The sequence below is a fragment of the Hypericibacter terrae genome, from assembly GCF_008728855.1.
In the GTDB taxonomy this organism is placed as follows: domain Bacteria; phylum Pseudomonadota; class Alphaproteobacteria; order Dongiales; family Dongiaceae; genus Hypericibacter; species Hypericibacter terrae.
In genome coordinates, this window is record NZ_CP042906.1 from 4699614 (window position 1) to 4724974 (window position 25361).

At 66.5% G+C, this 25361-nt stretch carries 21 protein-coding genes; 6 read left to right on the forward strand and 15 right to left on the reverse strand.

What is annotated here, in order from left to right:
* Positions 1-84: 84 nt before the first annotated feature.
* From FRZ44_RS21565 to FRZ44_RS21615, 12 genes are all read right to left on the reverse strand, one after another.
* A complete protein-coding gene (locus FRZ44_RS21565; RefSeq protein WP_407658014.1) occupies positions 85-783 on the reverse strand; it encodes an IclR family transcriptional regulator in 699 nt (232 codons plus the stop codon).
* Between the two features lie 159 nt (positions 784-942).
* The gene (locus tag FRZ44_RS21570) at positions 943-1785 is read right to left on the reverse strand and encodes a carbohydrate ABC transporter permease (protein WP_151179118.1); all 843 of its coding nucleotides are present in this window, start codon (positions 1783-1785) and stop codon (positions 943-945) included.
* The gene (locus FRZ44_RS21575; RefSeq protein ID WP_151179119.1) at positions 1772-2659 is read right to left on the reverse strand and encodes a carbohydrate ABC transporter permease; all 888 of its coding nucleotides are present in this window, start codon (positions 2657-2659) and stop codon (positions 1772-1774) included. Before FRZ44_RS21575 ends, FRZ44_RS21570 begins: the two co-directional genes overlap by 14 nt.
* Positions 2660-3033: 374 nt before the next feature.
* The gene (locus FRZ44_RS27125) at positions 3034-3969 is read right to left on the reverse strand and encodes a BKACE family enzyme (protein ID WP_191908233.1); all 936 of its coding nucleotides are present in this window, start codon (positions 3967-3969) and stop codon (positions 3034-3036) included.
* Positions 3970-3981: 12 nt separating this feature from the next.
* On the reverse strand, positions 3982-4941 hold the full coding sequence (locus FRZ44_RS27130) for a 3-hydroxyacyl-CoA dehydrogenase (RefSeq protein WP_191908234.1): 960 nt from the start codon (positions 4939-4941) through the stop codon (positions 3982-3984).
* Positions 4942-5179: 238 nt separating this feature from the next.
* Positions 5180-5968 carry an SDR family oxidoreductase gene (locus FRZ44_RS21585; protein ID WP_151179120.1) on the reverse strand — a complete coding sequence of 263 codons (789 nt, stop codon included), beginning with the start codon at positions 5966-5968 and terminating at the stop codon, positions 5180-5182.
* A 15-nt stretch (positions 5969-5983) separates the two neighbouring features.
* Complete coding sequence (locus FRZ44_RS21590) at positions 5984-8056, reverse strand: ABC transporter permease (RefSeq protein WP_151179121.1); 2073 nt, start codon at positions 8054-8056, stop codon at positions 5984-5986.
* Positions 8056-9636 (reverse strand): sugar ABC transporter ATP-binding protein, encoded by a 1581-nt coding sequence (locus tag FRZ44_RS21595; protein ID WP_151179122.1) that lies wholly within the window; start codon positions 9634-9636, stop codon positions 8056-8058. Before FRZ44_RS21595 ends, FRZ44_RS21590 begins: the two co-directional genes overlap by 1 nt.
* 121 nt (positions 9637-9757) lie before the next feature.
* Entirely contained in the window at positions 9758-10891 is a 1134-nt protein-coding gene (locus FRZ44_RS21600; protein ID WP_151179123.1) for a sugar ABC transporter substrate-binding protein, read from the reverse strand.
* Positions 10892-11057: 166 nt separating this feature from the next.
* Positions 11058-12050, reverse strand: a complete 993-nt coding sequence (locus FRZ44_RS21605) for a LacI family DNA-binding transcriptional regulator (protein ID WP_191908235.1) — start codon at positions 12048-12050, stop codon at positions 11058-11060.
* A gap of 87 nt (positions 12051-12137) precedes the next feature.
* Positions 12138-13007 (reverse strand): SMP-30/gluconolactonase/LRE family protein, encoded by an 870-nt coding sequence (locus FRZ44_RS21610; RefSeq protein ID WP_151179125.1) that lies wholly within the window; start codon positions 13005-13007, stop codon positions 12138-12140.
* A 350-nt stretch (positions 13008-13357) separates the two neighbouring features.
* Positions 13358-14230, reverse strand: coding sequence for an SMP-30/gluconolactonase/LRE family protein (locus tag FRZ44_RS21615; RefSeq protein ID WP_151179126.1), 873 nt, complete (start codon positions 14228-14230; stop codon positions 13358-13360).
* Positions 14231-14379: 149 nt separating this feature from the next.
* On the opposite strand from FRZ44_RS21615, the gene FRZ44_RS21620 reads away from it, so the two are divergent.
* Entirely contained in the window at positions 14380-16272 is a 1893-nt protein-coding gene (locus FRZ44_RS21620) for an ABC transporter permease (protein ID WP_151179127.1), read from the forward strand.
* On the opposite strand, the gene FRZ44_RS21625 is transcribed toward FRZ44_RS21620, so the two are convergent.
* The 3 genes from FRZ44_RS21625 to FRZ44_RS21635 all read right to left on the reverse strand — a co-directional run bounded on the left by FRZ44_RS21625 (position 16233) and on the right by FRZ44_RS21635 (position 19954).
* Positions 16233-17279 (reverse strand): aromatic ring-hydroxylating oxygenase subunit alpha, encoded by a 1047-nt coding sequence (locus FRZ44_RS21625; protein WP_191908236.1) that lies wholly within the window; start codon positions 17277-17279, stop codon positions 16233-16235. The two genes, FRZ44_RS21620 and FRZ44_RS21625, sit on opposite strands and share 40 nt — an antisense overlap.
* A 2-nt stretch (positions 17280-17281) precedes the next feature.
* Positions 17282-18970 carry a thiamine pyrophosphate-binding protein gene (locus FRZ44_RS21630; RefSeq protein WP_151179129.1) on the reverse strand — a complete coding sequence of 563 codons (1689 nt, stop codon included), beginning with the start codon at positions 18968-18970 and terminating at the stop codon, positions 17282-17284.
* 231 nt (positions 18971-19201) lie between these two features.
* A complete protein-coding gene (locus FRZ44_RS21635; protein WP_191908237.1) occupies positions 19202-19954 on the reverse strand; it encodes a FadR/GntR family transcriptional regulator in 753 nt (250 codons plus the stop codon).
* A gap of 158 nt (positions 19955-20112) precedes the next feature.
* On the opposite strand from FRZ44_RS21635, the gene FRZ44_RS21640 reads away from it, so the two are divergent.
* The 5 genes from FRZ44_RS21640 to FRZ44_RS21665 all read left to right on the forward strand — a co-directional run bounded on the left by FRZ44_RS21640 (position 20113) and on the right by FRZ44_RS21665 (position 25292).
* Positions 20113-21018 carry a fumarylacetoacetate hydrolase family protein gene (locus tag FRZ44_RS21640; protein WP_151179131.1) on the forward strand — a complete coding sequence of 302 codons (906 nt, stop codon included), beginning with the start codon at positions 20113-20115 and terminating at the stop codon, positions 21016-21018.
* Positions 21015-21794, forward strand: a complete 780-nt coding sequence (locus FRZ44_RS21645; protein WP_151179132.1) for an alpha/beta fold hydrolase — start codon at positions 21015-21017, stop codon at positions 21792-21794. The genes FRZ44_RS21640 and FRZ44_RS21645 overlap by 4 nt, the downstream gene beginning before the upstream one ends.
* Positions 21795-21884: 90 nt before the next feature.
* Entirely contained in the window at positions 21885-23162 is a 1278-nt protein-coding gene (locus FRZ44_RS21650; RefSeq protein ID WP_151179133.1) for a metal-dependent hydrolase family protein, read from the forward strand.
* A 218-nt stretch (positions 23163-23380) separates the two neighbouring features.
* Complete coding sequence (locus FRZ44_RS21660) at positions 23381-24241, forward strand: branched-chain amino acid ABC transporter permease (RefSeq protein WP_225308386.1); 861 nt, start codon at positions 23381-23383, stop codon at positions 24239-24241.
* Between the two features lie 4 nt (positions 24242-24245).
* Entirely contained in the window at positions 24246-25292 is a 1047-nt protein-coding gene (locus FRZ44_RS21665; RefSeq protein ID WP_151179135.1) for a branched-chain amino acid ABC transporter permease, read from the forward strand.
* Positions 25293-25361: the final 69 nt, after the last annotated feature.

A 25361-nucleotide genomic window follows, 5' to 3' on the forward strand; every position in this document is an offset into this window, starting at 1 on the left:
CGATAGATCATCACGGTATGATACAAGCCGTCAAGTCCGGAATCCCGGACTCGGCGCCGGTTCTGTCAGGCTCGGCGCGGCGGCTCAGGTGAGCTCGCCGGCGATCCTTTTCATGATCGAGAGATAGGTCGGGAACATCTGCTCGAACCGGTCGGTCGGGGCCGACATGGTGAGCGCGAAGGGCTGCGTGCCGCCGCCGAGCCCGACCGCTAGGCAGCAGAGGCCGGTCGAGAATTCCTCGAGATCGGTCGCATAGCCCTGGGCCGTGATCCGCTCGAACTCCTCATAGAGCTTCGGCAGGGTGGTGATGGTCTTGCGGGTCCGCGGGCTCAACCGGTGGCTCGAGAGATAGTCGGTGCGGACCTGCTCGCTGGAATAGGCCAGCAGCAGCTTGCCCGAGGCCCGGGCATGGGCATCGAAATAGGTGCCGTGCGAAACCTCGATCGCCTGCACCGAGCTGGTGCCGCGCGCCGTCACCAGCGTGACGATCTCGCCGTCCCACCAGCCCGACGCGTAGGCGGTCTCGCCCGTCTCCTCGGCGATCCTGCGCACCACCGGCGCCAGATGCTCGGGCGGCGCCAGCTGGCGCTTGAAGCCCTCGATCAGCATCCCGACGCGCAGGCCCAGCACATATTTGCCGGGCCCGGAGCGGGTGAGGATGCCGGTCGCGACCAGCGTATGCAGCAGGTGATAGCAGGCCTGGCGCGGCAGCCCAGTGGAGGCGACGACCTCGGCCGCCTTGAGCCCATCCTTGCTCTGCGCGACGGCGAAGAGGATGCGCATGGCGCGATCCACCGATTGGACGCGCGGGGCCGGCTCCGATTCTTTCGGGCGGGCCGTAGTCATGGGAGGCGGCAACCGATCATGAGGGGCAAATGGAACTCAACGGCGAACAGGGTCATTCGGAGCATACATCATCGGCCGATTCGGCCAGCGGGCCCGTCAGCCTTTGACGCCGCCGGCGGTGAGGCCGCGGATGAAGAATCGCTGGCCGGCGAGATAGAGCAGCAGCATGGGCAGCGTGCCCCAGAGCATGCCGGCCATCACCATCGGCACATCGATCCGATAGCGCGAATTATAGACGGTGAGGCCGACCATGAGCGTGCGCAGATGGTCGCTCTGCAGGAAGACGATGGCGATCAGGAGCTCGTTCCAGACCCAGAGGGCCTGAACCGTGACCACGGTCGCGAGGGCCGGGCCCGAGAGGGGCAGCAGGATCGAGCGGAAGATGCGCCAGCTCCCCGCACCATCCATGCGCGCCGCCTCGACCAGCGAGGGCGAGAGGGTGCGGAAGAAGCTCGCCAGCAGGAAGGTCGAGAAGGGCAGCAGCATGCCGGTATAGATGACGATGACGGTTTGGTAAGTATTGAGCTGGCGCAAAGCCGCGGCGATCTGGAACAGCGGGATCACCAGCACGATCGGCGGCACCACCATGAGCGCGATCAGCACGCCCAGCACATAGGGCCCGGCGCGCCATTTCATCAGCGCGATCGGATAGGCGGCCAGCGCCGCGAGCGCCGTCGAGAGCAGCACCGAGGCGACGGTCACCGCCAGCGAATTGAGGACCCAGCCGAAGAGATCGCCGCCGGCCAGCGACTGGGCCAGGGTCGAGAGCACCGGCGTCTCGGGCGGACCGAACTGGTTGCTCAGGAACTCGTCGCGCGTCTTGAAGGAGCTGACCAGCATGAAATAGAGCGGCAGCAGGGCGATGCCGGCAAAGGCGATCAGGGTGCCGTGCTGGAGGAGCTTGGCGGGCCAGCCGCTCGCCTGGCTATTCGCTTTCATAGATCGCCAATCTGCCGGTCAGCCACTGGCGCACGGCCAGCAGCAGCCCGACGATGCAGAGCAGCACGACGCCGGCGGCCGCACCCACGCCGATCTGGCTGTTCTGGAACACCTGCTGATAGATGTAGTACTCGGCGACGACGGTGCTGTTCTGCGGCCCGCCGAGAGTCATCACATAGACGTAGGAGAACACCCAGGAGAGCATGTTGATCAGCTCGACGATCGCGTAGAAGGCGAGCGTCGGAGTGAGCTGCGGCACCGTCACATAGCGCAGCACCTGAAACCAGCTGGCGCCGTCGACCCGCGCCGCCTCGTAATATTGCTCGCCGACGCTGCTGAGCCGCGCCAGGCAGAGGATGATGCCGAAGCCCAGCTCCTTCCAGACGATGACGAACATGATGGTCGGCATCGCGAAGGCCGGGCTGCCGAGCCAGTCGGCCGCCAGCGCATCGAGCCCCAGCGCGCGCAAGCCCTGGTTCAGCTGTCCCTGATACTGGAACAGATAGCCGAACACGACGCCGACCACCGGGATCGACAGGATGTAGGGGATGAAGAGGATCGAGCGATAGACCTTCCAGCCCTGCGGCCGGTCATGGAGCAACTGCGCCAGGAGAACGCTCAAGACCAGCAGCACCGGCACGCAGAGGAACAGCCGCAGATTGTTGCCGATGGCGCGGTGGAACAGCGAATCGGTGGCGATGTAGCCGAAGTTCGACAGCCCGACGAAGGTGGTCGGCAGATAGGCCGAGCGCCCGACATGCTCGACGCTGTAAGTGAGCAGGCTCAAGGTCGGATAGGCGAAAGTCAGCCCGACGAACGCGATCATCGGCAGCGAATAGATCCAGGGCAGCCAGCGGTCGAAGCGGTCGGACATCGTTCCCCTCGCCGCGGGCGATGGAGCGCGGCGGCGTCGATATATCACAATATGATATAGTTATGTCTATATGATAGACAGCCGTCAAGGCGGCCGGTTTCACGGCTTGGCTCATGGCCCGGGAGAACGGGCGCTTTCTTGCAATACCGAGAAGACCCCTCCCCTACCCCCTCCCGCAAGGGAAGGGGGCGTGAGTTTTTTTCTGAGCCCTCCGCTTTCCGTTCATCTCCCGCGCCACAGCAGAGATGAATCAAGAATTGTCCCAGCCCCCTCCCCTTGCGGGAGGGGGTAGGGGGAGGGGTCGCTTCAGGATAGAGCGAAGACGTCGATCCTCGATCCCGCTCGAAGCTTAGAATCAGAGCAGAGCGATCAAATCAAAACGTCGTCCGGTCCCCGCCCTTGAGATGCAGGATCTGGCGCGCCTCGGCCGCGGTGGCGACTTCCATCGACAGGGTCTCGATGATGTGGCGGATCTTGCGGACCTGGTCGGCGTTGCTCTTGGCCATCTGGCCCTTGCCGAGATAGAGACTGTCCTCGAGGCCGACGCGGACATTGCCGCCATTGAGCGCCGCCATCGACACGAACGGCATCTGGTGGCGGCCCGCCGCCAGCACGCTCCATTGATAATCCTCGCCGAACAGCTTGTCGGCGATGCGGCGCATATGCATCAGGTTCTCCGGATCGGCGCCGATGCCGCCAAGGATGCCGAAGATCGTCTGCACGAAGAGCGGCGGCTTCACCAGCTTGCGGTCGAGGAAATGGGCCAGGGTGTAGAGATGGCCCACGTCGTAGCATTCGAACTCGAAGCGCGTGCCATGCCCCTCGCCCAGCTCCTTCAGCACATACTCGATATCCTTGAAGGTGTTGCGGAAGATGAAGTCGCGGCTGTTCTCGAGATGCTTCTGCTCCCACTCATATTTGAAGGTCTTGTAGCGGTCGAGCATCGGATAGAGCCCGAAATTCATCGAGCCCATATTGAGCGAGGTCATCTCCGGGCTGGCCTTGAGCGGTGCGGCGAGCCGCTCCTGCAGGGTCATGCCGTGGCCGCCACCGGTGGTGATGTTGATGACGGCGTCGGTGTTCTGCTTGATGCGCGGCAGGAACTGCATGAAGACGTCGGGGCTGGGCGTCGGGCGCCCGTCCTTGGGATCGCGGGCATGGAGATGGATGATGGAGGCGCCGGCCTCCCAGGCGGCGATCGACTCTTTCGCGATCTCGTCCGGCGTAATCGGCAGATGTTCCGACATGGTGGGGGTATGGATCGATCCCGTCACCGCGCAGGTGATGATGACCTTGCGTGCTTGTGCCATGGTCTGGTTCCTTTACTTCTTGATCTTCCGTGAGGCGTCGCGCTTATGCGCGACCAGCGCCATCAGCCGGCGGTCGCGCCAGGCCTGACGTTCGTTCATCCGGTCGCGCGGCAGTCCGGCTTCCAGCTCCTTCTCCACCTGGTCGGAAGTCGCCGCCCAGGAGGCGATATGCTGCTGGCTCGGCCAGAGCCGCTGATAGATGCCTTCATAGCGCGCGATGTAGTCGCGCACGCCGCCGGGCGCGTTGAGATCGATGGTCTCGAACGGTCCCATGAAGGCCCAGCGCAGGCCCAGCCCGTCGCGGATCCCGATGTCGATATCCTCGGTCGTGGCGTAGCCGTCGGCCACGAGGCGGAAGGCCTCCTGCAGCAGGGCCCCCTGCATCCGGTTCATGACGAAGCCGTCGAGCTCGCGCTTCATCACGATCGGCGCCTGGCCCAGCTCGCGCATGAAGGCGGCGGTACGATCGACCGTCGCCTGCGCGGTCCAGGGCGCCGGCACCACCTCGACCGCCGGCACCAGATAGGGCGGGTTGATCGGATGGACCACGACGCAGCGATGGCGGCCCTTGAGCTTTTCGGTGAATTTCGACGGCAGAATGGCGGAGGTCGAGCTCGCGAGGATCGTGTCGGGTCCGGCGATGGCGTCCATCTCGGCCCAGATCGGGATCTTGGCCTCGAGCTTCTCGGGCGCGTTCTCCTGGACATGGGCGGCGCCCTCGAGCGCTTCCTTGAGACTCTTCGCGACGCTCATCCGCCCGCGCACGGTCGCCGGGCTGGCGCCGCGCAACAACCCATTGGCGGCCAGATCGTCCAGCACCCCGTCGACGAATCCCAACGCCGCCGCCGCGGCCCCGGCCTGGGGGTCGTAGAGCGCGACGTTCGCGCCGCCCCGCGCAAAGGTGATCGCCCAGGCCCGGCCGATGAGACCGGCGCCGACGACGGCGACTTTGGGGGATGTCTGGCTCGTCATGATGGCATTCGCTTCCTGGAATCAATTACGCCGTCGGTCGCTTCTTCGTTTCCTCTCCCCTTCCTTCACCTCCCCCCTTGAGGGGGAGGCTGGGGTGGGGGTGGCCACAGTCTCGGTGCAGGCGTCGTTCACGGCGAGAAATATCCCGCAGCATCGCGTTCTTCGATCACCCCCCACCCTAACCTCCCCCTCAAGGGGGGAGGGGATAAGCAGAAGTGGCGGACAGTCGTGAAATTGATCACAGCGTCTCCACATTGCCGCAGACGCTGAGCGCCTGCCCGGAGATATTGCGGCCGGCGGGCGAGCAGAGGAACAGCGCCATGTTGGCGACATCCTGCGCGCTGACCATGCGGCGCAGCGACGCCTTGTTCTTATATTCCAGTTCCATGGTCTCGTAGGGGACGCCGGTCGCCTGGGCGCGGGCGGAGATCACGCGTTGGATGCGCGGGCCCTCGACCACGCCGGGCAGAATGGCATTGACCCGGATCCCGGCCGGCCCGAGCTCCTTCGCCAGGCTCTCGGTGAATCCCACGATCGCCCATTTCGTCGCCGCATAGGGCGTGCGATAGGCATAGCCGAACCGACCCGCCACCGACGACATATTGATGATGGCGCCGTCCTGGGTCTTGCGCAGGGCCGGCACGGCCTTGCGCGCGGAGTAGAACTGGCCGTTGAGATTGATGGCAACGGTCCGGTCCCATTCGGCCGGATCGATATCCTCGACGCCCGCGGTCGGCCCGGCGATGCCGGCATTGTTCACCAGCACGTCGAGCCCGCCCAGCGCCGACAGAGCCGTGTCGAAGAACCGATCCACCTGCTTGACGTCGGCGACGTCGGCCAGTGTGGTGCCGACGTCGGGGAGCGCCTTGCGGCAGGCGTCGAGCGCCTCCTGCGACACGTCGCAGACATGGATGCGCGCACCATGCGCCCGCAGGGTCTCGGCGATCACCCGGCCGATGCCGCTGGCACCGGCGGTGATGACGACGCGCAGACCCGGCTTGATACCCGAGATGGTTTGTTCCGTCATGATGATCCTATTTGCTCACGCAGACCGCTCGCGCAGGACGAGCACGGCGCCCAGCACGACCAGACCGAAAATGATGTCCCGCACCGCATGGGGCAGCGTCGTCCCCGCCAGCAGCGTCAGCAACGCCGTCAGCAGCAGCACGCCACCCAGCATGCCGGCATAGTGACCGCGACCGCCGGTGATGAGCGTGCCGCCCACCACCACCACGGCAATCGACGGCAGCAGATACTCATCGCCCATGCCGAGACTGGCCTGGCCGCTGAAGCCGGTCAGCAGGATGCCGACGAGGGCGGCGCAGAAGCCGCTCAAGGCGTAGACGCCGATGAGCGTGCCGCCGACGCCGACGCCCGACAGGGTCGCGACCCGGGCGCTGTTGCCGACCGCATAGACGCGCCGGCCGAAGGCGGTTCGCCCCAGCAGCACCAGGGCGGCGCTGACGAAGAGCACGACCAGCACCACCACCGGCGTGACGCCGAGGAAGGTTCCCGTCATGAACCAGCGCAAGGTCGGCGAGGAAAAGCCGTCGGGCGTGCCATTGCTGTAGACCAGCGCGAAGCCCTGAAGGATGCCGTTGGTCGCGAGCGTGATGACGATCGGCGGCAGGCCCAGCAGCACCACGCCCAGCCCATTGAAGGTGCCGATCAGCGCGCCGATCGCGAGCACCATCGGGATCACCCAGACGGCTGCCTCGTCGGAGCCGCGGATGAGGCCGGCGGCGAGAATGCCGCAGAAGCCGATGGTCCAGGGAATGGAGAGATCGAGGCCGCCGGTCAGGATGGTGCTCCCCTGCCCCAGCGCCAGGATCGCGAGGAACGAGCCCAGCACGATCAGGGAGTCGTAATATTTCCAGCCGAAGATCGTGCTCCCGCCATAGACGAACTGCGTGACCACGATCACGGCGATCAGGCAGACATAGGCCGGCAGGATGAAGCGCAGCAGCTCGGCGTTGCGGCGGACCCAGGGAACCTTCTGCGCCTCGGCGGCGGCGTGCGACTGGGTGGCGAGCCGCGGCGCCGGCCGGGCCTTCTCGCTATGGAGGAAACGGGACGGGAGCGATCCCTCGCGCCGCGCCTTCAGATTGAGCCGGACCTGATGGAAGTAATGCGCGATCGGCGATTGCCGGTTGATCGAGCCGGCCAGCACCGCCAGCACCAGCACCACACCCTCGGTCACCGACGAGTAATAGGCGGAGACGTTCAGCACCAGCAGGATGTTGACCATCAGGGTCAGGGTGTAGGCGCCGACGATCGAGCCGATGGCGCCGCCGCGACCGCCGCCGAGGAGCGTTCCGCCCAGCACCACCGCCGTGAAGGTCTGCAGCAGGACCGGGTTGCCGATCAGGGGATCGCCGCCGCCGGTCTGGGCGCTGATGAACATGCCGGCCGCGCCATAGAAGCCGCCCGCGATGGTGTAGGTGAAGAACTTGACCCAGCGCACGCGGATGCCGGCCGACCGCGCCGCATCCTCGTCGCTGCCGACGGCATAGAGGCCGGTGCCGTAGCGGGAGTTCTTGATCAGGAGCCAGATGACCGCGGCCACCGCCAGCACGACCAGGGGCGCGGGCAGGAGGCCGGGGATGGCATCGCCGGTGAAGAAGGTGGAGAACTCGGGGGCAATCATGCCACCGGGCTTGTCGAGGATCAGCAGCGTGACGCCGCGGACCAGGAACATGGTCGAGAGCGTCACGACGATCGGCTGCAGCCGCGCGAAGGCGACGAAGAACCCGTTGAAGGCGCCGACCCCGGCGCCGACGCCGATCGCCAGGAAGGCCATGGCGATCTGGGAGGCGGCGCTGTCCTGCATCTGCGTTGCCAGGACGACATTGACCAGCGACACCACGGCGCCGGCGGAGAGGTCGAACCCGCCGCTCAGGATCACCACGGTCTGCCCCATGGCCGCGAGCGCCAGGCTGGCGCTGCCGCTCGACATGAAGCTGACTTCGAAATAGCTGAAGGGGCCGGGCGTGATGGCCATGATGAAGGAGAGCAGCGCCACGAAGACGGCGATGACGACGATCAGCCCGCGGTTTCGGGCGAGCGACAGGCCCAGGCGCGACGGACGGCCGCGATGGAGTGCCAGGGTCGCCATCAGTGCATGCTCCCGGCGGCGACGGTGGCCGGCCGGGCGACGGCACCATTCTTCGCCGCCTCATCGTGGGTCTCGCCCAAGGCCGCGCGCATGATCCTCTCCTCGGAGATGGCGCTGTTCGAGAGCTCGCGCACGACGCGCCCGCCATACATGACCAGGACCCGGTCGCAGAGATTGACCAGCTCCGCGATCTCGGTCGAATAGAACAGCACCGCGCCGCCGGCATCGGCGAAGTCGCGGATCAGCATATAGAGCTCATGCTTGGTGCCGACATCGACGCCGCGCGTCGGATCGTACATCAGCAGGGTGCGGCTCTCGGCCAGCAGCCATTTGCCGATCGCCATCTTCTGCTGGTTGCCGCCGCTGAAGGCCGAGATGCGGGTATAGAGCGCGCGCGGCTGGACCTGGACGCGATCGAGCACCCGGCCGACCGCCTCGCGCTCGGCGGCCTTGTCGATGAAGCCGAAGCGCGTGAAGCGGTCGATGACGGGCAGCGACATGTTGCGCAAACCGTCGAGCTTCAGGAACAGGGCCTCGGTCTTGCGGTCCTCCGGCACCAGGCTGATGCCGATATTGGCGCGCACGGCGTCCCGGGGCGAAGCCAGCAGGATCGGCTTGCCGTCGACTTCGATACTGCCCGATTGCAACCGCGTCATGCCGAAGCAGGCGAGAAACAGCTCGAGCTGTCCCATGCCCTGGAGACCGGCGATGCCCAGCACCTCGCCCGGCGCAAGGGCAAAGGAAGCGTCGGCAAGACGGCCGCCGGTGCAGAGATGACGGCCGGCGAGCGCCGGCGCGCCCGTCGCGGGGCGCGGCGGCTTGCGCGGCGGGAAGGTCGCCGCCAGCGACCGGCCGATGATCATCTTGATGACCTCGTCGTCGCTGATCGCATCGACCCGCGAGGTGCCGATATCCTTGCCGTTGCGCAGGACCGTGAGCACGTCGCAGAAGCGGCGCACCTCGGGCATGCGGTGCGAGATGAAGACAACGGTGGTGCCGTTCGCCTTGAGCTTGGCGATAAGGTCGCCCAGCCAGTCGATATCGCGGCCCGACAGGGTCGAGGTCGGCTCGTCCAGCAGCAGGATGCGCGGACGGCGCAGGATGGCGCGGGCGATTTCGATCTTCTGGCGCAGCGGCAGGTCGAGGTCGCGCACCTCGGCGCGGGGATCGATCTCGCCGAGGCCCAGCGATTCGAGATGGGATTTGACGGTCTCCTCGGCCGCGCGGCGGCGGACCGAGCCCCACCAGGAGGTGGGCTCGTAGGGCAGCAGCATGTTCTGCGTAACCGTCAGGTCGCGCACCTGGGTCATTTCCTGGAAGGCGGTCTGGATGCCGAGGCGATGGGCGTCGCGCGAGTTGGACAGATGGCAACCCTGGCCGAACACCCGGATCTCGCCGCTGTCGGGATGCAGCAACCCGCTCAGCATCTTGACCATGGTGGATTTGCCGGCGCCGTTCTCGCCCAGCAGCGCGTGAACGGTTCCCGCCGTAACGTCGAAACTGGCGTCGTCCAGCGCCACCGTGGCGCCGAACGCCTTGCGCGCGTTGCGGATCGAGATGGCGGGCTGCGTTGCGTCCATCGGCTTCAGGAACCTTGCTTCTCGGCCATGCTCAGGCGTCTCAAATCGATCCGGCGCCGGCTGCCGGCGGCGGAACGGGCCGATGCCCGTCTGCGACCGGCAGCCTTTGCCAGGCGTCAGATCATTCTTCCGGCTGACCGACGAGGGCGCCCTGCAGGCCGACCTCGGGGGTCTGTTCGGAGTAGATCGAGGCGAACCAGCCCGGATTCGGAACCAGCGACGGCTGGAAGGCATTGCAGCCCGCCTTCATTTCCGCCCAGGTGCCTTCCTTGCAGAGCTTGATCGTGTCGTTGGTCACGATCGGCAGCGGCAGGATGGTCAGCTTCGGGATCTCCTTGCCCTCGAGCTTCTGCACCGCGAGCTTCAGCGCCAGCGCGCCCGAATAGGGCGGCGAGGCGTAGGAGATGCGCGGCGCGTTCATCGGCGTATAGGTGGCGTTCGCCCCTTCGACTTCGGTACCGACCGGCAGCATCTGGATGCGGCCGCCATTGGCACCTTCGCCGGCGCAGGGCTTGAGCTTGTCCGGGCTGATGCCGGATTCGACCTGCATCGAGTTCGCCGTGTAGCAACCGACCTGCAGCCAGAGACCGTCGATCTTGTCCCAGCCGCGCGTGGCGAGGATCTTCGACAGCTCGGTGCGGGACACGGCCTGGCTCCACATGCCGACGGACTCGGCGACGATGTGGATGTCCGGATACTTCGCGAAGACTTCCTTCGCGGCTTCGGTGCGCTGCGTATCGACCGACGTGCCCGGCACGCCGGTCAGGATGACGATGTCGCCCTTGCCGTTCAGCTTCTTCGCCAGCCATTCGGCCGTGACGCGGCCCGCTTCATGCTGGTCGATATGGACGTTGTAGGCGCAAGGCTCGGTGATCTCGGCGTCATAGGCGATGACGACGACGCCCTTGTCGCAGGCGTTCTTCACCACCTGGTTGAGCGCGGTCGGCGAGATCGGGAACACGATGATCGCCTTGGCACCCGCCTGCACCATCGAGTTGATCTGCTGGATCTGGCGTTGGGCGTTGGGGCCCGCCACCTGGATCTGCAGATCGACCTTGTCGGCCATCGACTTGTGGGCCGCCATGGCCTTGATCATGTTCGCCGCCTCGGCCTGCCAGTCATTGCCGATGAAGCTCATGCTCAGATAGATCTTGTATTTTTCGGCAGCCGCGTCGCCCGGATGGGACGCCAAGCCGAGGCTGAGGGCCATGGCGCCTGCCAGGCCTATCAGGACTCGTCTGATCGAAATGCGCATTCGTTCCTCCCGTTGGTTTTTACTTGCGATCGATAGGTAGCCCGTGCACTCCGGTAAGCCAGTGATGTCGTCAGCCAAGCAACTCCTTCAGTGAAACAAGCCGGTAGCCGAACTCGACCGGAAACCCCTGATGGTCGAGAGCCATGACGGGCAGGCCCGCGCGGGTTCATGCGGATGCCCGGAAGACAAGGCGATAGGGCAGCAATTCCTGATGCTGCCGGATGCCGGGTTTGGCGTCCCACAGGCGCTGGAACACGCGCTGGGCTGCGGGCCCGAACTGCTCGTAGGGCACATGAACGGTGCTGAGCCAGGGCGCCAGCCACTCGTTCAGCGGATTGTCGTCGAAGCCGAAGAGCGCGACATCGGCCGGCACCCGCAAGCCCACCTCGCGGCAGCGCCGATGGACGCCGTAGGCGATGAGATCATTGCCGCAGAAAACCGCACGCGGCAGGGGCGCGCGATCGAGCAGCTCGACCGCGGCGGAATAGCCGGCCGACATGGTGAGGGCCGCCTCATGGATGGAGCGGTCATCGAGCCTGACGCCTTCGGCGGCGAGCCCGTCGCGAAAGCCTTCGAAGCGCTCGCGGCTGGCCGACGAAGCCGCGGGGCCATGGATGACCGCGCAGCGCTGATAGTTGCGCTCGACGAAATGCGTGCCGATCTCGCGGCCCGCGGCATAATTGTCGATCCCGACGAAGGGACCGCCGCCCGGCATGGGCGGCTTGCGATTCATGAAGACGAGCGGCGCGGCGCTCGCCACCAGCCGGTCGAGGCCCGGACTCGCGACGGCACCCAGCAATGCGATGCCGCGCGCGAGATGGCCCTCCATCTCGTCGAGATAGGCATCCTGCACGACCGGATTCTCGGCCGTGTTGCAGAGGATCATGGCGGTCGAATCGGCGCGCAGAGCCGCCTCGACCGAATGGGCGATCGCGGCATAGAAGGCGTTGGTGGTGTCGGGAATGAGCATGCCGACGAGATGGCTCTCGAGCCGGCGCAGCGCGCGCCCGACGCGGGTCGGGCGATAGCCCATTTCGGTGATGACGGCGCGCACGCGCTCGATGGTCTCCTCCGAGACCTTCTTATCGATGCCGTTGAGGACGCGCGACACGGTCGCGATCGAGACGCCGGCCTTCTCCGCGACATGCTCGATCGTCACCTTTCCGGAGGGGCGAGAGCCCCTGATGCCCCGGATCGGTCCGCCGCCAATGGCAGGTCGCGTCATCGTCATTGCGCCTCGCGCTCTCTAGCCGGCGAAACGCGGTTCGGGCAGGCCGCGCACGCCCAGACCCTTCACAGCGAAGAGATGACCCGCCTCCGGCTCCTTCGGCGGCACGCCGTTGATCGCGCGCGCCATCGAGGTGACATAAAGGATGTCGAGATTGGGGCCGCCGAACATGACGCTGGTGAGGCTGCGCACCGGGAACTCGATCTCACGGTCGATGCGCCCGTCCGGCGCATAGCGCACGATCCGGTTGCCATAGACCTGCGCGTTCCAGAGAAAGCCCTCGGCGTCGACGGTCGAGCCGTCGGGAGCGCCTGGGTCCTTCGTCACCACCCAGGGACGTTTGTTGGTCACGGCACCGGTGGCAAGGTTGTAGTCATAGGCGTAGATCGTCTTCTTCCAGGTGTCGGCGAAATACAGTGTCTTGCCGTCCGGGCTCCAGCAGGGGCCGTTGGAGCAGATGATGCCCTGGTCGAGCTGCTGCGTGCTTCCGTCGGTCCCGAGGCTGTGCAGGCCGCAATTGTCGCGCTTCTCCTCGTAATCCATCGTGCCGGCGATGAAGCGGCCGCGGCGGTCGACCTTGCCGTCGTTGAAGCGCGTGTTGGGGCGATCGGCCTCGGGATCGGCGATCGGCGTCGCCCTGGCGGTGGCGAAGTCGAAGAAATGGAATCCGTTGCGCAGCGCCAGGACGGCGCCGCCGCGCTCGCGCAGGGCCATCGAGCCGATATGCTCCGGCACCGGCCACCAGCGCACGTCATGGCCGGATTCGTTGCAGCTCCAGATCGACTTGCCGAGGCTGTCGATCCAATAGAGCCGCTGCTCGGCGACGTCCCACAAGGGCCCTTCGCCAAGCTCGTTCCGGGCGGGAACAAGGAGGTCGATCGAAACCATGCCTGCCTCCCAGTGGCTTTTCCCCGGAGGCATATCTCAGGGAAAAGGATTTCCTTTTATGGGCGGGCCGCCCGCCCCCGTTGAGATCCGGGAGCGAGACATCCGCCGTTTTTTTGATCGACCCAGCCTGCCATCAAGGCAAAAGCCTGGTCAAGATGGCATCAGGACTGCCTTGTTTTTGCCCAACCCCGCATTTCCGCCGCAGTCTCCCTCAGGAACGGCGTTGCAGCATTGATGAAAAAAGCAGCAATCGTTTTCCTAAATCCGCGCCGGACAAGGCGGAATCCATCCGCGGGGAACAACCCATGCTGTTCCCTTACGCAGTTGCGGAATAGGACGCGAAGCGGCGGTCAGCCGGCGAAGCGCGGCTCCGGCACGCCTTTGACGCCGAGCCCGGTGATGGCGAAGAGGCTGCCGCCGAGCGGCCCGTCTTCCGGGAAGCGCGGCAAGGGCGGCTTCGCCATCGACGTCACATAGAGCACGTCGAGATTGGGCCCGCCGAAATTGACGCTGGTGACCTTCAGCACCGGCATCTTGATGGTGCGGTCGAGCCGGCCGTCGGGCGCGTAGCGGCGGATCTCGCCGGCATAGACCAGCGCCATCCAGACATAGCCCTCGGCATCGACCGTGGCGCCGTCGGGCGCGCCGCCCGTGCCCTTTACGGAACAGAAGGTGCGCTTGTTCGAGGGCGTGCCGGTCTCGAGGTCGTAGTCATAGACCGAGATCGCCTCCGACCAGGAATCGGAGAAGTAGAAGGTCTTGCCGTCGGGGCTCCAGCAGGGGCCGTTGGAGCAGATGATGCCCTCCTCGAGCTTATGCACGCTGAGATCCGGATCGAGGCGATAGAGCGCGCCGATCGCGCCCGCCTCCAGCGTGTCCATCGAGCCGGCGAGAAAGCGGCCCCGCTTGTCGACCTTGCCGTCATTGATGCGAGTCGTGGGCTTGTCCGGCTCGGGGTCGTAAATCAGCTCGGTCTTGCCGGTCTTGAAGTCGAGGAAATGGAACCCGGTCTGGAGCGAGAGCACGGCGCCGCCTTTGCGCCGCAGCGCCATCGACCCGATCTTGGCCGGCACATCCCAGGTCTTGATCTCCTTGCCCTCCGCGGTCGCGCGCCAGACCTTGTTGCCGAAGCTGTCGATCCAATAGAGCCGCTGCTCCTCGACATCCCACAAAGGGCCTTCGCCGAGGATCGTCTTGCAATCGACGAGAACCTTGATCTCCATGGCCGGCTGTCTCCCTGTCGGTTTCTTCGGCGGCCCCTACTAAGCAGCGTGTAAAATTTACCTGCAAGGGGCGAAGCGAGGCCCTCTTGGCGCGCAGACGATGCTTTGCGCTGGAAACGGTGTCCGGGGGCGCGCCAGGATGACGCCTCATGAAGACTGCACTCGCCCGTCACCTGATCCTCGCGCTGGCCCCGCGGCTCCAGGATCGGCGCCTTGTCGCGATCGAGGCGCTGCTGCTGGCGGCCCTGCTGGTCCTCTGGATCGCCGTCAGCCATAGCGCGCTCGGTTCCATGGATATCGCCATCTGGCTGATGGCCGCGACGCCGCTGGCACTCTCGGCGATGACGCAGACGATGCCCGTGCTGGCCGGCGGCCAGGGGCTGGCGGCCGGATCGGCCGCCCTCCTCGTGAATGCGATGGTCGCGACGGCGCCGATCGCGAACGGCGCCGATGCCCTGCTCTGGATCCTGCTCGGCATCGCCGCGGGCGGCGCCATCGGTGCCGTCAACGGCATCCTCATCGGCGCGGCGCGCCTGCCCTCGACGGCCGTCACCTTCGCCACCAGCGTCGCGGTCGCGAGCCTGGCGCAATATCTCGCCGCCAATGCGGTGATGGCGCCCGATGCGGCGCCGATCCTCCAGGATGCGCTGGCCCAGGGCTCCTGGGGACTGCCCGTCCTGCTGATTGCAGCCGTCTGCCTGGCCGGTCTGGCGTTGCAGCGCTCGGCGCTCGGCCGCGGGCTCTCGGCCATCGGACGCCGGCCGACGCTGGCGCAACGTCACGCGCTGCCGGCGGCCCGCTGGCGCATCCTCGCCTATATCGTCGCCGGCCTCGGTTATGGCGCGACCGGCGTGTTCCTGGCGGCGCAGGTCGGCGCGATCGACATGGTGATGGGGGCGCCGCTGCTGCTGCAGATCTATGCGGCGGTGGCGTTGGGCGGCGGCGTGCCGGGTCTGCGCGCCGGATCGGTGCTGGGATCGCTGCTGGGCGCGCTCATCGTCTCGGCGACGGGCAATCTGCTGCTACCGATCGGGCTCGACGATTACCTCGGCACGGGTTTCGATTCGATCTGGCTGCTGCTGGGCGTGGCCCTCTGCATCGCGCTGGTACGCCGCCATCCGGGCAGCGCCATCTCGGCGCCGCCGATGCCAGCGTCATCGGGTGCCCCGAACGGACTGCCGCTGCTGGCGCTCGGACTGGCCTCGATCCTCCTGCTGATGCTCATCCAGCCGGGTAATCGCGACCTGCTGACGATCGCGGCGCTGCTGCCGCTGCTGGCCGTCGGCCAGGGCGCCGTGTTGCGGGCGGGCGGCTTCGATCTCGCCATGCCGGCGCTGATCGCCTTTGCCGGCATGACCGTGGTCACATTGACGCAAGGCCAGAATGAAAACCTGCCGCTGTCATTGCTGGCGATCCTGACCCTCGCGCTCGGCATCGGCTGGGTGCAGGGCAGCCTCGCGCCGCGCCTGCATCGCGGCATCGTCGTGCTGAGCCTCGCCATCGGCGGCCTGCTCCTGACCGCGGCGGATGCGCTGGTGGTGGAATCGCCCAGCGGCTTCGCCCCGCCCGCCTTGACGATGCTGGCGACGACGCGATGGCTGGGCCTGCCGCCGATCGTATGGCTGGCCGTCCCTTCGTTTTTGGCTCTCGGATGGGGCGTCGATCGTTACGGGCGGGGCTGGCGGCGTGGCGCTTATATCCTCAGCGCACTGATGGCGGCGCTGTTCGGCCTGATGATGGCGGGCTTCGCCGGCCAGTATAAAATCGGCTTCGCCGATACCTATCTGACACCGACGCTGCTGGCGGCCACACTCGGCGGCATCTCGTTCCTGGGCGGGCGCGGCAGCATCCTCGCCGCCATCGGCGCCAGCCTGCTGATGACGGCCATCGACAGCGTCCTGATCATGCTCGGCCTGCCGTTCGAATTCCGCCTGATCGGATTCGCCGCCCTGCTGCTGGCTGCCGTCGCCTGGCAGCAACAGGGCCCGACGAGTTTCGGGCTTCAGGGCCTGTTGCCGACGGCGCGCCGCACGAGGTCGTGAAAATAGGCGACGCCGGTCTCGAGGCGCGGGTTGAGCGGGCCGGACCGGTAGACCCCGACTTCGAGATTGCGCTGCACCTGGCTGCAGATCGGGAAATCCTCCTCGACCACCTGGCAGGTCATGGCGGCCTTGCGATCCTTCTCGGCCTCGCTGAAACCGGCCTCGGGATCGAAATAGAAATCGAACAGCAGCCGCAGCCGCGACACCGATTGCGGCAGGATGCGGCAGATATTGAAGCCGCCGGCATAGACGCCGAGGCTGTTGTTGGGCCAGCGCCATAGGAAGAGGCCCTGATAAGCGCCGGTCTCTCCGGCCGGCGCCTTCGCCCGCGGAGACGCATGGTGAACCGAGACGCGATCGCCATTCACGACGCGATAAGTCGCCATGTCGAGATCGGCCGCGAGCTGCGGATGCAGATAGGGGATGTGGTAAGCGTCGAGATAATTGTCGGTATAGGTCTTCCAGTTGAAGTCGAGTTCGTAGCTCTGCCGCTTGTGGAAGCGGTAGCGTTCGAGCGGCACGCCCTGCGTCGCGGCCGCCATGTCGCCCAGGCCCGACAGGAGATCTCCGGCTTGCGGATCGAGATTGACGAAGACGAAGCCGCGCCACTCCTCGACGCGGACCGGGAACAGCCCGAGCGCCGCGCCGTCGAAGCTCTCCTCCTCGGCAAAGCCCGGCCGCTTCTTCAGCCGGCCATCATGGTCATAGACCCAGCCGTGATAGGGACAGCGCAGCACGCCGCATTGGCCGTTGCCCTCGGGCAGCAGCTGCGCCGCGCGATGGCGGCAGACATTGTGGAAGGCGCGGAGCCCGCCATCCTTTCCGGCGAGGACGAATATCCGCCGCCCGGCGAGCTCGGTCGCGAGATACTCGCCAGCTCGCGCCAGCTCATGGCGATGACCGACCAGCAGCCATTCGCGCCCGAAGATCGTCGCCATCTCCCGGGCGTAGATCTCGGGGTCCACATACCAGTCGCTGTCGAGCGTCGTTGTGAATTCGGCGCTCATGATCAGGCGATCCATTCCGAGACGGGCGCGCGCGCCTCATGCAGCGGCTGCGCAATCACATCGACCAGGGTCGGCGACGCCGATTCCAGGGCCGCCTTCAGCGCCGGCCGCAATTCGCGTGGATCCTCGACGCGCCAGGCCTTGAGCCCATAGGCCTCGGCGATGCGCGCATGGTTGCTGCGGTCGAAATCGACCGAGAAATAGCGCTCATGGAACTTGGTCTTCTGACCGGCCTTGATCCAGCCATAGCTGGCATTGGAGAAGACGACATAGGTGATTGGCAGCTTGAGCCGCATCACGGTCTCGAGCTCGCCGACTGTGAAACCGAAGGCGCCGTCGCCCATGGCGGCGACGCATTTGACGCCGGGCCGGCCGATCGAGGCGCCGATCGCGGCCGAGAGCGAATAGCCCAGCGCCCCATGGGCGCGGTTCGAGATGAAATGCCGCCCGGCGCGCCGCTGCTCGTAGAAGGCCGAGAAATAGGGACAGGGCGTGCCGGGATCGGCGATCAGGATCGCGTCCTCGGGCAGGAGCCGCTGCAGCTCGGCCACGACGCGCTCGGGCCGGATCGGCCGCTCCTCGCTGGCTGCGATGGCGTCGAACGCCAGGAACTTCTCGGCCTTGGCCGCCGCGACCGCTTCGCGGCCCCAACTTTCGGTTCTCCGATGCGGAGGACCCAGCGCCTCGTTCAGGGCCGCCAGCGTCAGCTTGGCGTCGCCCAGCAGCGCGACATCGGCCGGATAGGTGACCGCGATCACGCCGGAATCGACATCGAGATGGAGGAAGCGCCGTCCCTCGCGCGGCGGATGGCGCCAGCGATCGGTGGTGACCGAGCCGGCACGACAGCCGATGAAGAAGACCAGATCGGCCTGGTCGAGCACGCGCGCGGTCTCGGTGCTGCCGCCATTGCTGCCGACGACGCCGAGCGCCAGCGGATCGGTCTCGGCGATGCTGCCCTGGCCGCTGATCGAGGTGGCGATCGGCGCGCCCAGGCGGCGCGCGAGTTGCGCCAGCTCGGGCTCGGCACCTGAGATCACGACACCACCGCCGCAAAGGATGATCGGGCGTTTCGCGGCGGTCAGGAGTCCTGCCGCCTTCTCGATCGCGGCGGGATCGGCGCCGGCGCGGCGCGCCGGAAACTGGTTCAACCCCGGCTCGACCCAGAGGTCGCTTTCATCGACCGCGTCCTGCTGCACGTCGAAGGGCAAGCCCAGATGCACCGCCCCCGGACGCCCGGTCGTGAGCTGCGCGAAGGCCGCACGCAGGGTGCCGGGGATCGAGCTGGATTTGTCGATCATCCGGTTCCATTTCGTCACCGGCCGGAACAGCGCCTCCTGATCCAGCTCGGTCAAAGTGAAGCGCCCGCGCGAGGTCACGGCGATATCCGTCGTCACGGCCAGCACGGGAATCGAGGATTCGTTGGCCTCGGCCACGCCCGGCAGGATGTAGGTGGCGCCGCCGCCGCTCGGACCCTCGCAGACGCCGACCTTGCCAGTCACGCGCGCATAGGCATCGGCCATGTAGCCGGCCGAGCGCTCGTCGCGCGTCAGGATATGGGTGATGCCGTGATCGAGGCGGAACAGCGCGTCATAGAGCGGCAGGCTGGTGTCGCCGCAGAGTCCGAACACATGCCGCACGCCCTGGAGCTGCAGCATGCGGACAAAGGCCTCGGCACCCGACAGGCGATTCATGACTCTCCCCGGAACGGCCGGGTGAGAGTGGCCGGTTTGCGGAGCCAGTCAAGATGTGAAGGGATATGGGTCTCGACAGAGGAAACAATGCCAGCCCCTTCCCTTGCGGGAGGGGCGGATGCAGACGACGGAAGTCGTCTGCACGGGGAGGGTCCGCTTGGTGGGATCTCGACGCGTCACCCCTCCCCCTACTCCCTCCCGCAAGGGAAGGGGGTGAAGAAAGTCAGGAGATCAGCCCAGCGCCAGCAGCGAATCCCGCACCCGGCTCAGATGCTTGAACAGCACCTTGCGGGCGGCCTCGGGGTCGCGCTCCTTCAGCGCCGCCACGATCTCGGTGTGGTCGCGGTCGTAGCTGTTGCGGACCTCGGGCGTCACGCTGCGCTTCTTGAGCCGATACCAGTCGGGCTCGTTGCGCACGACATTGATCGCCTCGCACCAGGCCAGCAGGATCGCGTTCTTGGCGGCGCGGAAGATGGTGAGGTGGAGCTGCGCGTCCCAATGCTCGAACTCGGCCAGGCCCTTGGCCGCGATCGAATGCTTCAGTGCCAGCTCGATCTGGGCGATGTCCTCGGCCGTGGCCCGGCTGGCGGCCAGCGCCGCCATCTGCGGCTCGATGATGATCCGGACCTCCATGAGGTCGGCGGGGCTCGCCCCCCGGAGCTTGGTGGTCAGGTCGCCGCTCATGCTGCCATTGGCCAGGCCGGCCCCATGGCCGTTATGACCGTTATGGCCGTTCGTGCCGTTGCTCCTCCCCTCGTTGGGCGAGCGCACGAAGGTGCCCCGGCCGACATGGCGTTCGAGCAGCCCCTCTTCTTCGAGCAGCTTGAGCACCCGGCGCAGGGTGTTGCGGGCGAGACCGAACTGCTCGGCGAGCGCGCGCTCGGGCGGCACTTGCCGGCCGGCCGGCCAGCCGCCATTGGCGATCTGGCTGCGGAGCTCCTCGGTGACGGTCTGAAGGCGGGCGGATTGTCCGTTTGTTGTCATGATATTTGATCCTTTGAACCAAGATTGAACCAATAAAATGGACTCTGCAAGCCCAAAAAGTAGGCAGTCTGCCTCTTGACTCTGCCCATTGACGGTGCAGAATCCGAGGGTCATTGGATCAATGGTTCAAATTTGGTTCAATCAATAGGAGAGAGTGCGTGAAGCTGGTCGTTTACGAGCGCGAGGGACGTCGCGGCGTCGGTATTCTCGAGCAGGACGACCGGATCCGTCCCTACCGCCTGACCGAGGCCGAGGCCGCCCAGGGCCTCCAGGCCGTGATCGAGGCGAAGCTCGCCGGCCGGATCCTGCCGCTGGCCGACGTCACCATCGCCCTCGACGGCGTCAGGCTGATCGCCCCCTTCCCCCACCCCCGGCGCAACATCTTCTGTGTGGGCAAGAATTACTACGAACACGCCCATGAGTTCGCCCGCAGCGGGTTCGATTCCTCGGCCACCTCGGGCGCCGTTCCCGACGCGCCGATCATCTTCACCAAGGTCCCGGAATGCGTGACCGGGCCGTTCGACCCGGTCTTCATGGAGGCGCGGGTCTCGGCCGCGATCGATTACGAGGCCGAGCTCTGCGTCGTGATCGGCAAGGGCGGGCGCGGCATCCCCAAATCCGAGGTGATGGCCCATGTCTGGGGCTATACCGCGGTCAACGACGTGACCGCGCGCGACCTGCAGGCGAAACACAAGCAGTGGCTGATCGGCAAGTCGCAGGACAGCTTCTGCCCGATGGGTCCCTGCGCCGTGACCGCCGACGAGATCGACCTGGCCGACACCACCGTCCAGTGCTGGGTCAATGGCGAGCTGCGCCAGAATGCCAACACCCGCGACCTCATCTTCGACGTGCCCACCCTGATCGAGGCACTCTCGGCCGGCATCACCTTGCTGCCTGGCGATCTGATCGCGACCGGCACGCCCGTTGGCGTGGGCATCGGCTTCAATCCGCCCCGCTATCTCAAGCCGGGCGACAAGGTCCGGATCGAGATCGGCGGCATCGGCCGGATCGAGAACGAGTTCCAGGAACTGTCGGCGCAGCGGCGCAAGGGCTCGGCGGCATGAGCACGCAGACCATCGAACGCATGGCGGTCGAGGTCGAGGGCGAGGGCGACCCGGTCGTCCTGGTTCATGGGCTGGGCGGCAGCTCCAACACCTGGACGCCGCAGCTGGGCATTCTGGCCGGCCGCTACCGCATCATCCGCCCGGACCTCCAGGGCTCGGGCCGCAGCCCGCTCGGCTCGGCATCTCTGTCGGTCGACGGCTTCGTCGACAGCCTGATCCGCATGGCCAGGGTTCTGGGCGTCGAGCGCGCGCACTTCGCCGGCCATTCGCTCGGCACCATCATCCTGCAGAAGCTCGCCATCGCCGAGCCGCGGCTGGTCCGCAGCCTGACGCTCTGTGCGCCACTGCTGGCCCCGCCCGACCAGGCCCGCCAGGGGCTGAAGGACCGCGCCGCCAAGGCGCGGGCCGAGGGCATGGGCGACATCGCCGACGCGGTCCTCAAGGTCGCGATCTCCAACCACACGAAGCAGGCCAATCCGGTCGCCTTCGCCGCCGCGCGCGAATCGCTGATGCGCCAATGCCCGAATGGCTATGGCGCCACCTGCGAGGCGCTGGCCGCGGTCGAGGCCGCCGATGTGACGCGCATCACGGCCCCGACGCTCCTGATCGCGGGCGAGGACGACCCGGTGGCGCCGGCCTCGGTCGCGCGCACCATCGCCGACCGCATCAAGGGTGCGCGCGTTCATGTGCTGGCGCGCATCGCCCATTGGACGACGTTCGAAGCCGCCACCGAAGTCAACGCGCTGATGAAGGATTTCCTGGCGGCACAACGCTGAACCACCGACAGACCGCCTGAGGCTTCCGCCAAGATCCCGCTTTCGACAAGGGACAGGAGGCCGGGCCAACCCCTTGGGAGGGACCTGACTATGGGTAACGTGCTCTTCACCAACGTCCGCATCTTCGACGGCACCGGCGAGCATCCCTACACGGGCGAGGTGCTGGTCCAAGGCAACCGCATCAAGCATGTGGGCCGCGGCAGCCGCACCGTGCCGGTCAATGGCAACACCGTCATCGACGGCGCCGGCTGCACCGTCATGCCGGGCATGACCGAGGCCCATACGCATTTCTCCTGGAACAATGCGGCGAGCCTCGACGCGATCTTCCGCATGCCGCCCGAGGAGCACACGCTGCTCGCGGCCGGGTCGGCCAAGACCTATCTCGACATGGGCTGGACTTCCTGCGTCGGTGCCGCGGCCGCGAAGCCCCGCCTCGACGTGGTGATCCGCAACGCGATCAATTCCGGGCAGATCCCGGGGCCGCGCTATCTCGCGAACAGCCAGGAGATCGCCACCATGGGCGGCCTCGGCGACACCAACCCGCCTCATGTCGACGCGCCCGAGATGTCCTTCGGCTGGGTCGTGACCGGCCCCGAGGAGATGCGCAAGGCCGTGCGCATGTTCATCAAATACGGCGTCGATCTCATCAAGCTCAATCTCTCCGGCGAGGAGATGACCGACACCAAGGCGCAGGAAACGCCGATGGCGGAGGAAGAGATCGTCATGGCCGTGACCGAGGCCAAGCGCCGCGGCATCCGGGTCTGCGCCCATGCGCGCTCGGACGAGTCCGTGCGGCTCTGCATCAAGCACGGCATCGAGATCATTTATCACGCGTCCTACTGCAGCGACGACACCATCGACCTCCTGGCGCAGCACAAGGACAAGTTCTTCGTGGCGCCGGGCCTGGGCTGGCTGGTCAATACCGCGCGCAATGCCGGCCCCTTCGGCATCAAGCCGGACTCGCCGCTGGGCATCTATTACGAGCGTGAGCTCCATATCGCGGTCGAGACCATGCGCAAGATGCACAAGAAGGGCATCCGGGTGCTGCCGGGCGGCGATTACGGCTTCGCCTGGACCAGGCATGGCACCAACGCCAAGGACCTCGAATATTTCGTCGACATGGTCGGCATGAGCCCGATCGAGACATTGGTCGCCTGCACCCGCTATGGCGGCCAGATCATGGGGAGGCCGAACGAGCTGGGTCAGGTGAAGCCCGGCTTCCTCGCCGATCTCCTGCTGGTCGACGGCGATCCGGTCGCCAATATCCGCATCCTCCAGGATCGCAACCGCATCCTGGCCGTGATGAAGGACGGCGAATTCTTCCGCACGCCGGACATGCAGCCCAGCCGGGCCCGGGTCGCGGTCTAAGGCGCGAAGGACCCGGATCCAGTGACGCGTTCCGACGGGCCGCCGGCTCGACGTTCGCTCTCGGGACCGCGCGATCGCGCGGCTCCCGGCAGCGAGCGCTGCGCCCATCAGATGGCCGGGCTGATCACCGCCCTGCCGAAAACCAAAGCCGGAGTGCATGCGGCGCCGCCCGATCCCGAGACGCCGAGCCCGATGCCGGCCTCGACGAGGCGACGGGCGTGAAGCTCTTCCTGCTCACCTTCATGAACGGGCTCACGCTCGCTGCCCTCTATTTCCTGGTGGCGAGCGGCTTCACGCTGGTCTTCGGGCTGATGCGCAACGTCAATCTCGCGCATGGCTCGCTCTATCTGCTGGGCGCCTATCTCGGCTACAGCGTCATCCAATGGACCGGCTCCTGGTATCTGGGGGTGGCCGCCGGCTTCCTCGGCATGGCGCTGGTGGGCCTGGCGTTGCAGCTCCTGGTCTTCCGCCATATGGAAGGCCAGGACATGCGCCAGACCATGGTCACGATCGGCATCTCGATCGTGCTGGCCGACATCATGCTGTGGATCTGGTCCGGCAACACCTATCAGTTCGAGGCGCCGGAGATCCTCTCGGGCGTGGCGCATGTGCCCCTCGTGCGGGTCTATCCGGCCTATCGCCTGGTGGTGCTGGCGGTCGCGATCGTGATCGGCGTCGGCCTCTCCCTGTTCCTCAACAAGACGCCCATCGGCATGATGATCCGCGCCGGCGTGGACGACCGCGCCATGCTGTCGGCGACCGGCGTCAATGTGCATCTGATCTTCGCCGTCACCTTCGCGATCGGCGCCGGGCTTGCGGGCTTCGCCGGCGTGGTCGGCGGCACCGCCCTCTCGATCGCGCCCGGCGAGGATATCCGCTATCTGCTGGCCTCGCTCGTCGTCACCATCGTCGGCGGCATGGGCTCGATCACGGGAGCCGCCATCGGCGCGCTCCTGATCGGCCTCGCCGAGCAGTTCGGCCTCGCCTACTCGCCGACCTATGGCGTGGTCTACACCTTCGTCATCATGGTGGTGGTCCTGGCCTTCCGGCCCCAGGGCATCATGGGCCGGAGGGCGTGAGGCCATGGCCAGCGTGACCGATACCAACCAGGCCCCGACCTCGCTGCCGGCCCAGCTCGCCGGCAAGCTGCGGCCGCACCATCTCCTGGTGGCGGCCTTCCTGCTGGTCTATCCGCTGATCGCCAGCGACTTCTGGATCGTGCAGATCGGCGCCCAGACCTTCTTCCTCGGGCTGATCGCGCTGTCGCTGACGCTCCTCGCCGGCTATGGCGGCATGGTCTCGCTGGCCCAACTCGCGACCGCCGGCGTCGCCGCCTACATGTATGCGATCTTCGGCCAGAACTCGGCCAATCTCGGCCTCGACTGGCCCTGGTGGGTGGTGATCCCGCTGGCGCTCGCCATCGCGGTCCTGTTCGCGACCCTGGTCGGCGCCCTCTCGGTGCGCACCGAGGGCATCTACACCATCATGATCACGCTCGCGATCAGCGTGGCCTTCTTCTATTTCTGCCAGCAGAACTACAGCATCTTCAACGGATTCAAGGGCTATGCCGGCATCGCGCCGCCGCATGTGTTCGGGGTCGATTGGCGCGCGCCGGTGCCGTTCTACTTCCTGGCGCTGGGCCTGGGCGCCTTCGGCTATTTCGGCGTGCTCTGGCTGTCGCGCTCGACCTTCGGCATCGCGCTCCAGGCGGTCCGCGACAATCCGCGGCGCATGGCGGCGCTGGGATTCAATGTCCGCGCCCATCGCATCGCGGCCTATGCCGTGGCGGGGCTGCTGGCCGGCTTGGGCGGGCTGCTGCTCGTCTGGTACAACGGCCGCATCTCGCCCGGCACGATCGGTGTCGGCGGCGCCATCAACATCCTGGTGATCGCGATCCTGGGCGGCCTGCGCCGTCCGATCGGCCCCTTCATCGGCGCGCTCTTCTTCGTGCTGCTCGACAATTTCGCCATCGACCTGATCGACCGGGAGCGATTCAACCTGGTGATCGGCATCGCCTTCCTGGCGGTGGTTCTCTTTTCGCCCGACGGCGTGCTCGGCCTGTGGGACGGGCTCAAACGCCGGCTGGCCAAGACCGCGGCTCAACGCGGCAAGGATATGCGGACCCCGTAGCGGGTCACCCGAGATTGCCTAGCCTTCGATGCTGACGGCCGCAGCACCAATCCAGATCCAACTTGCGGT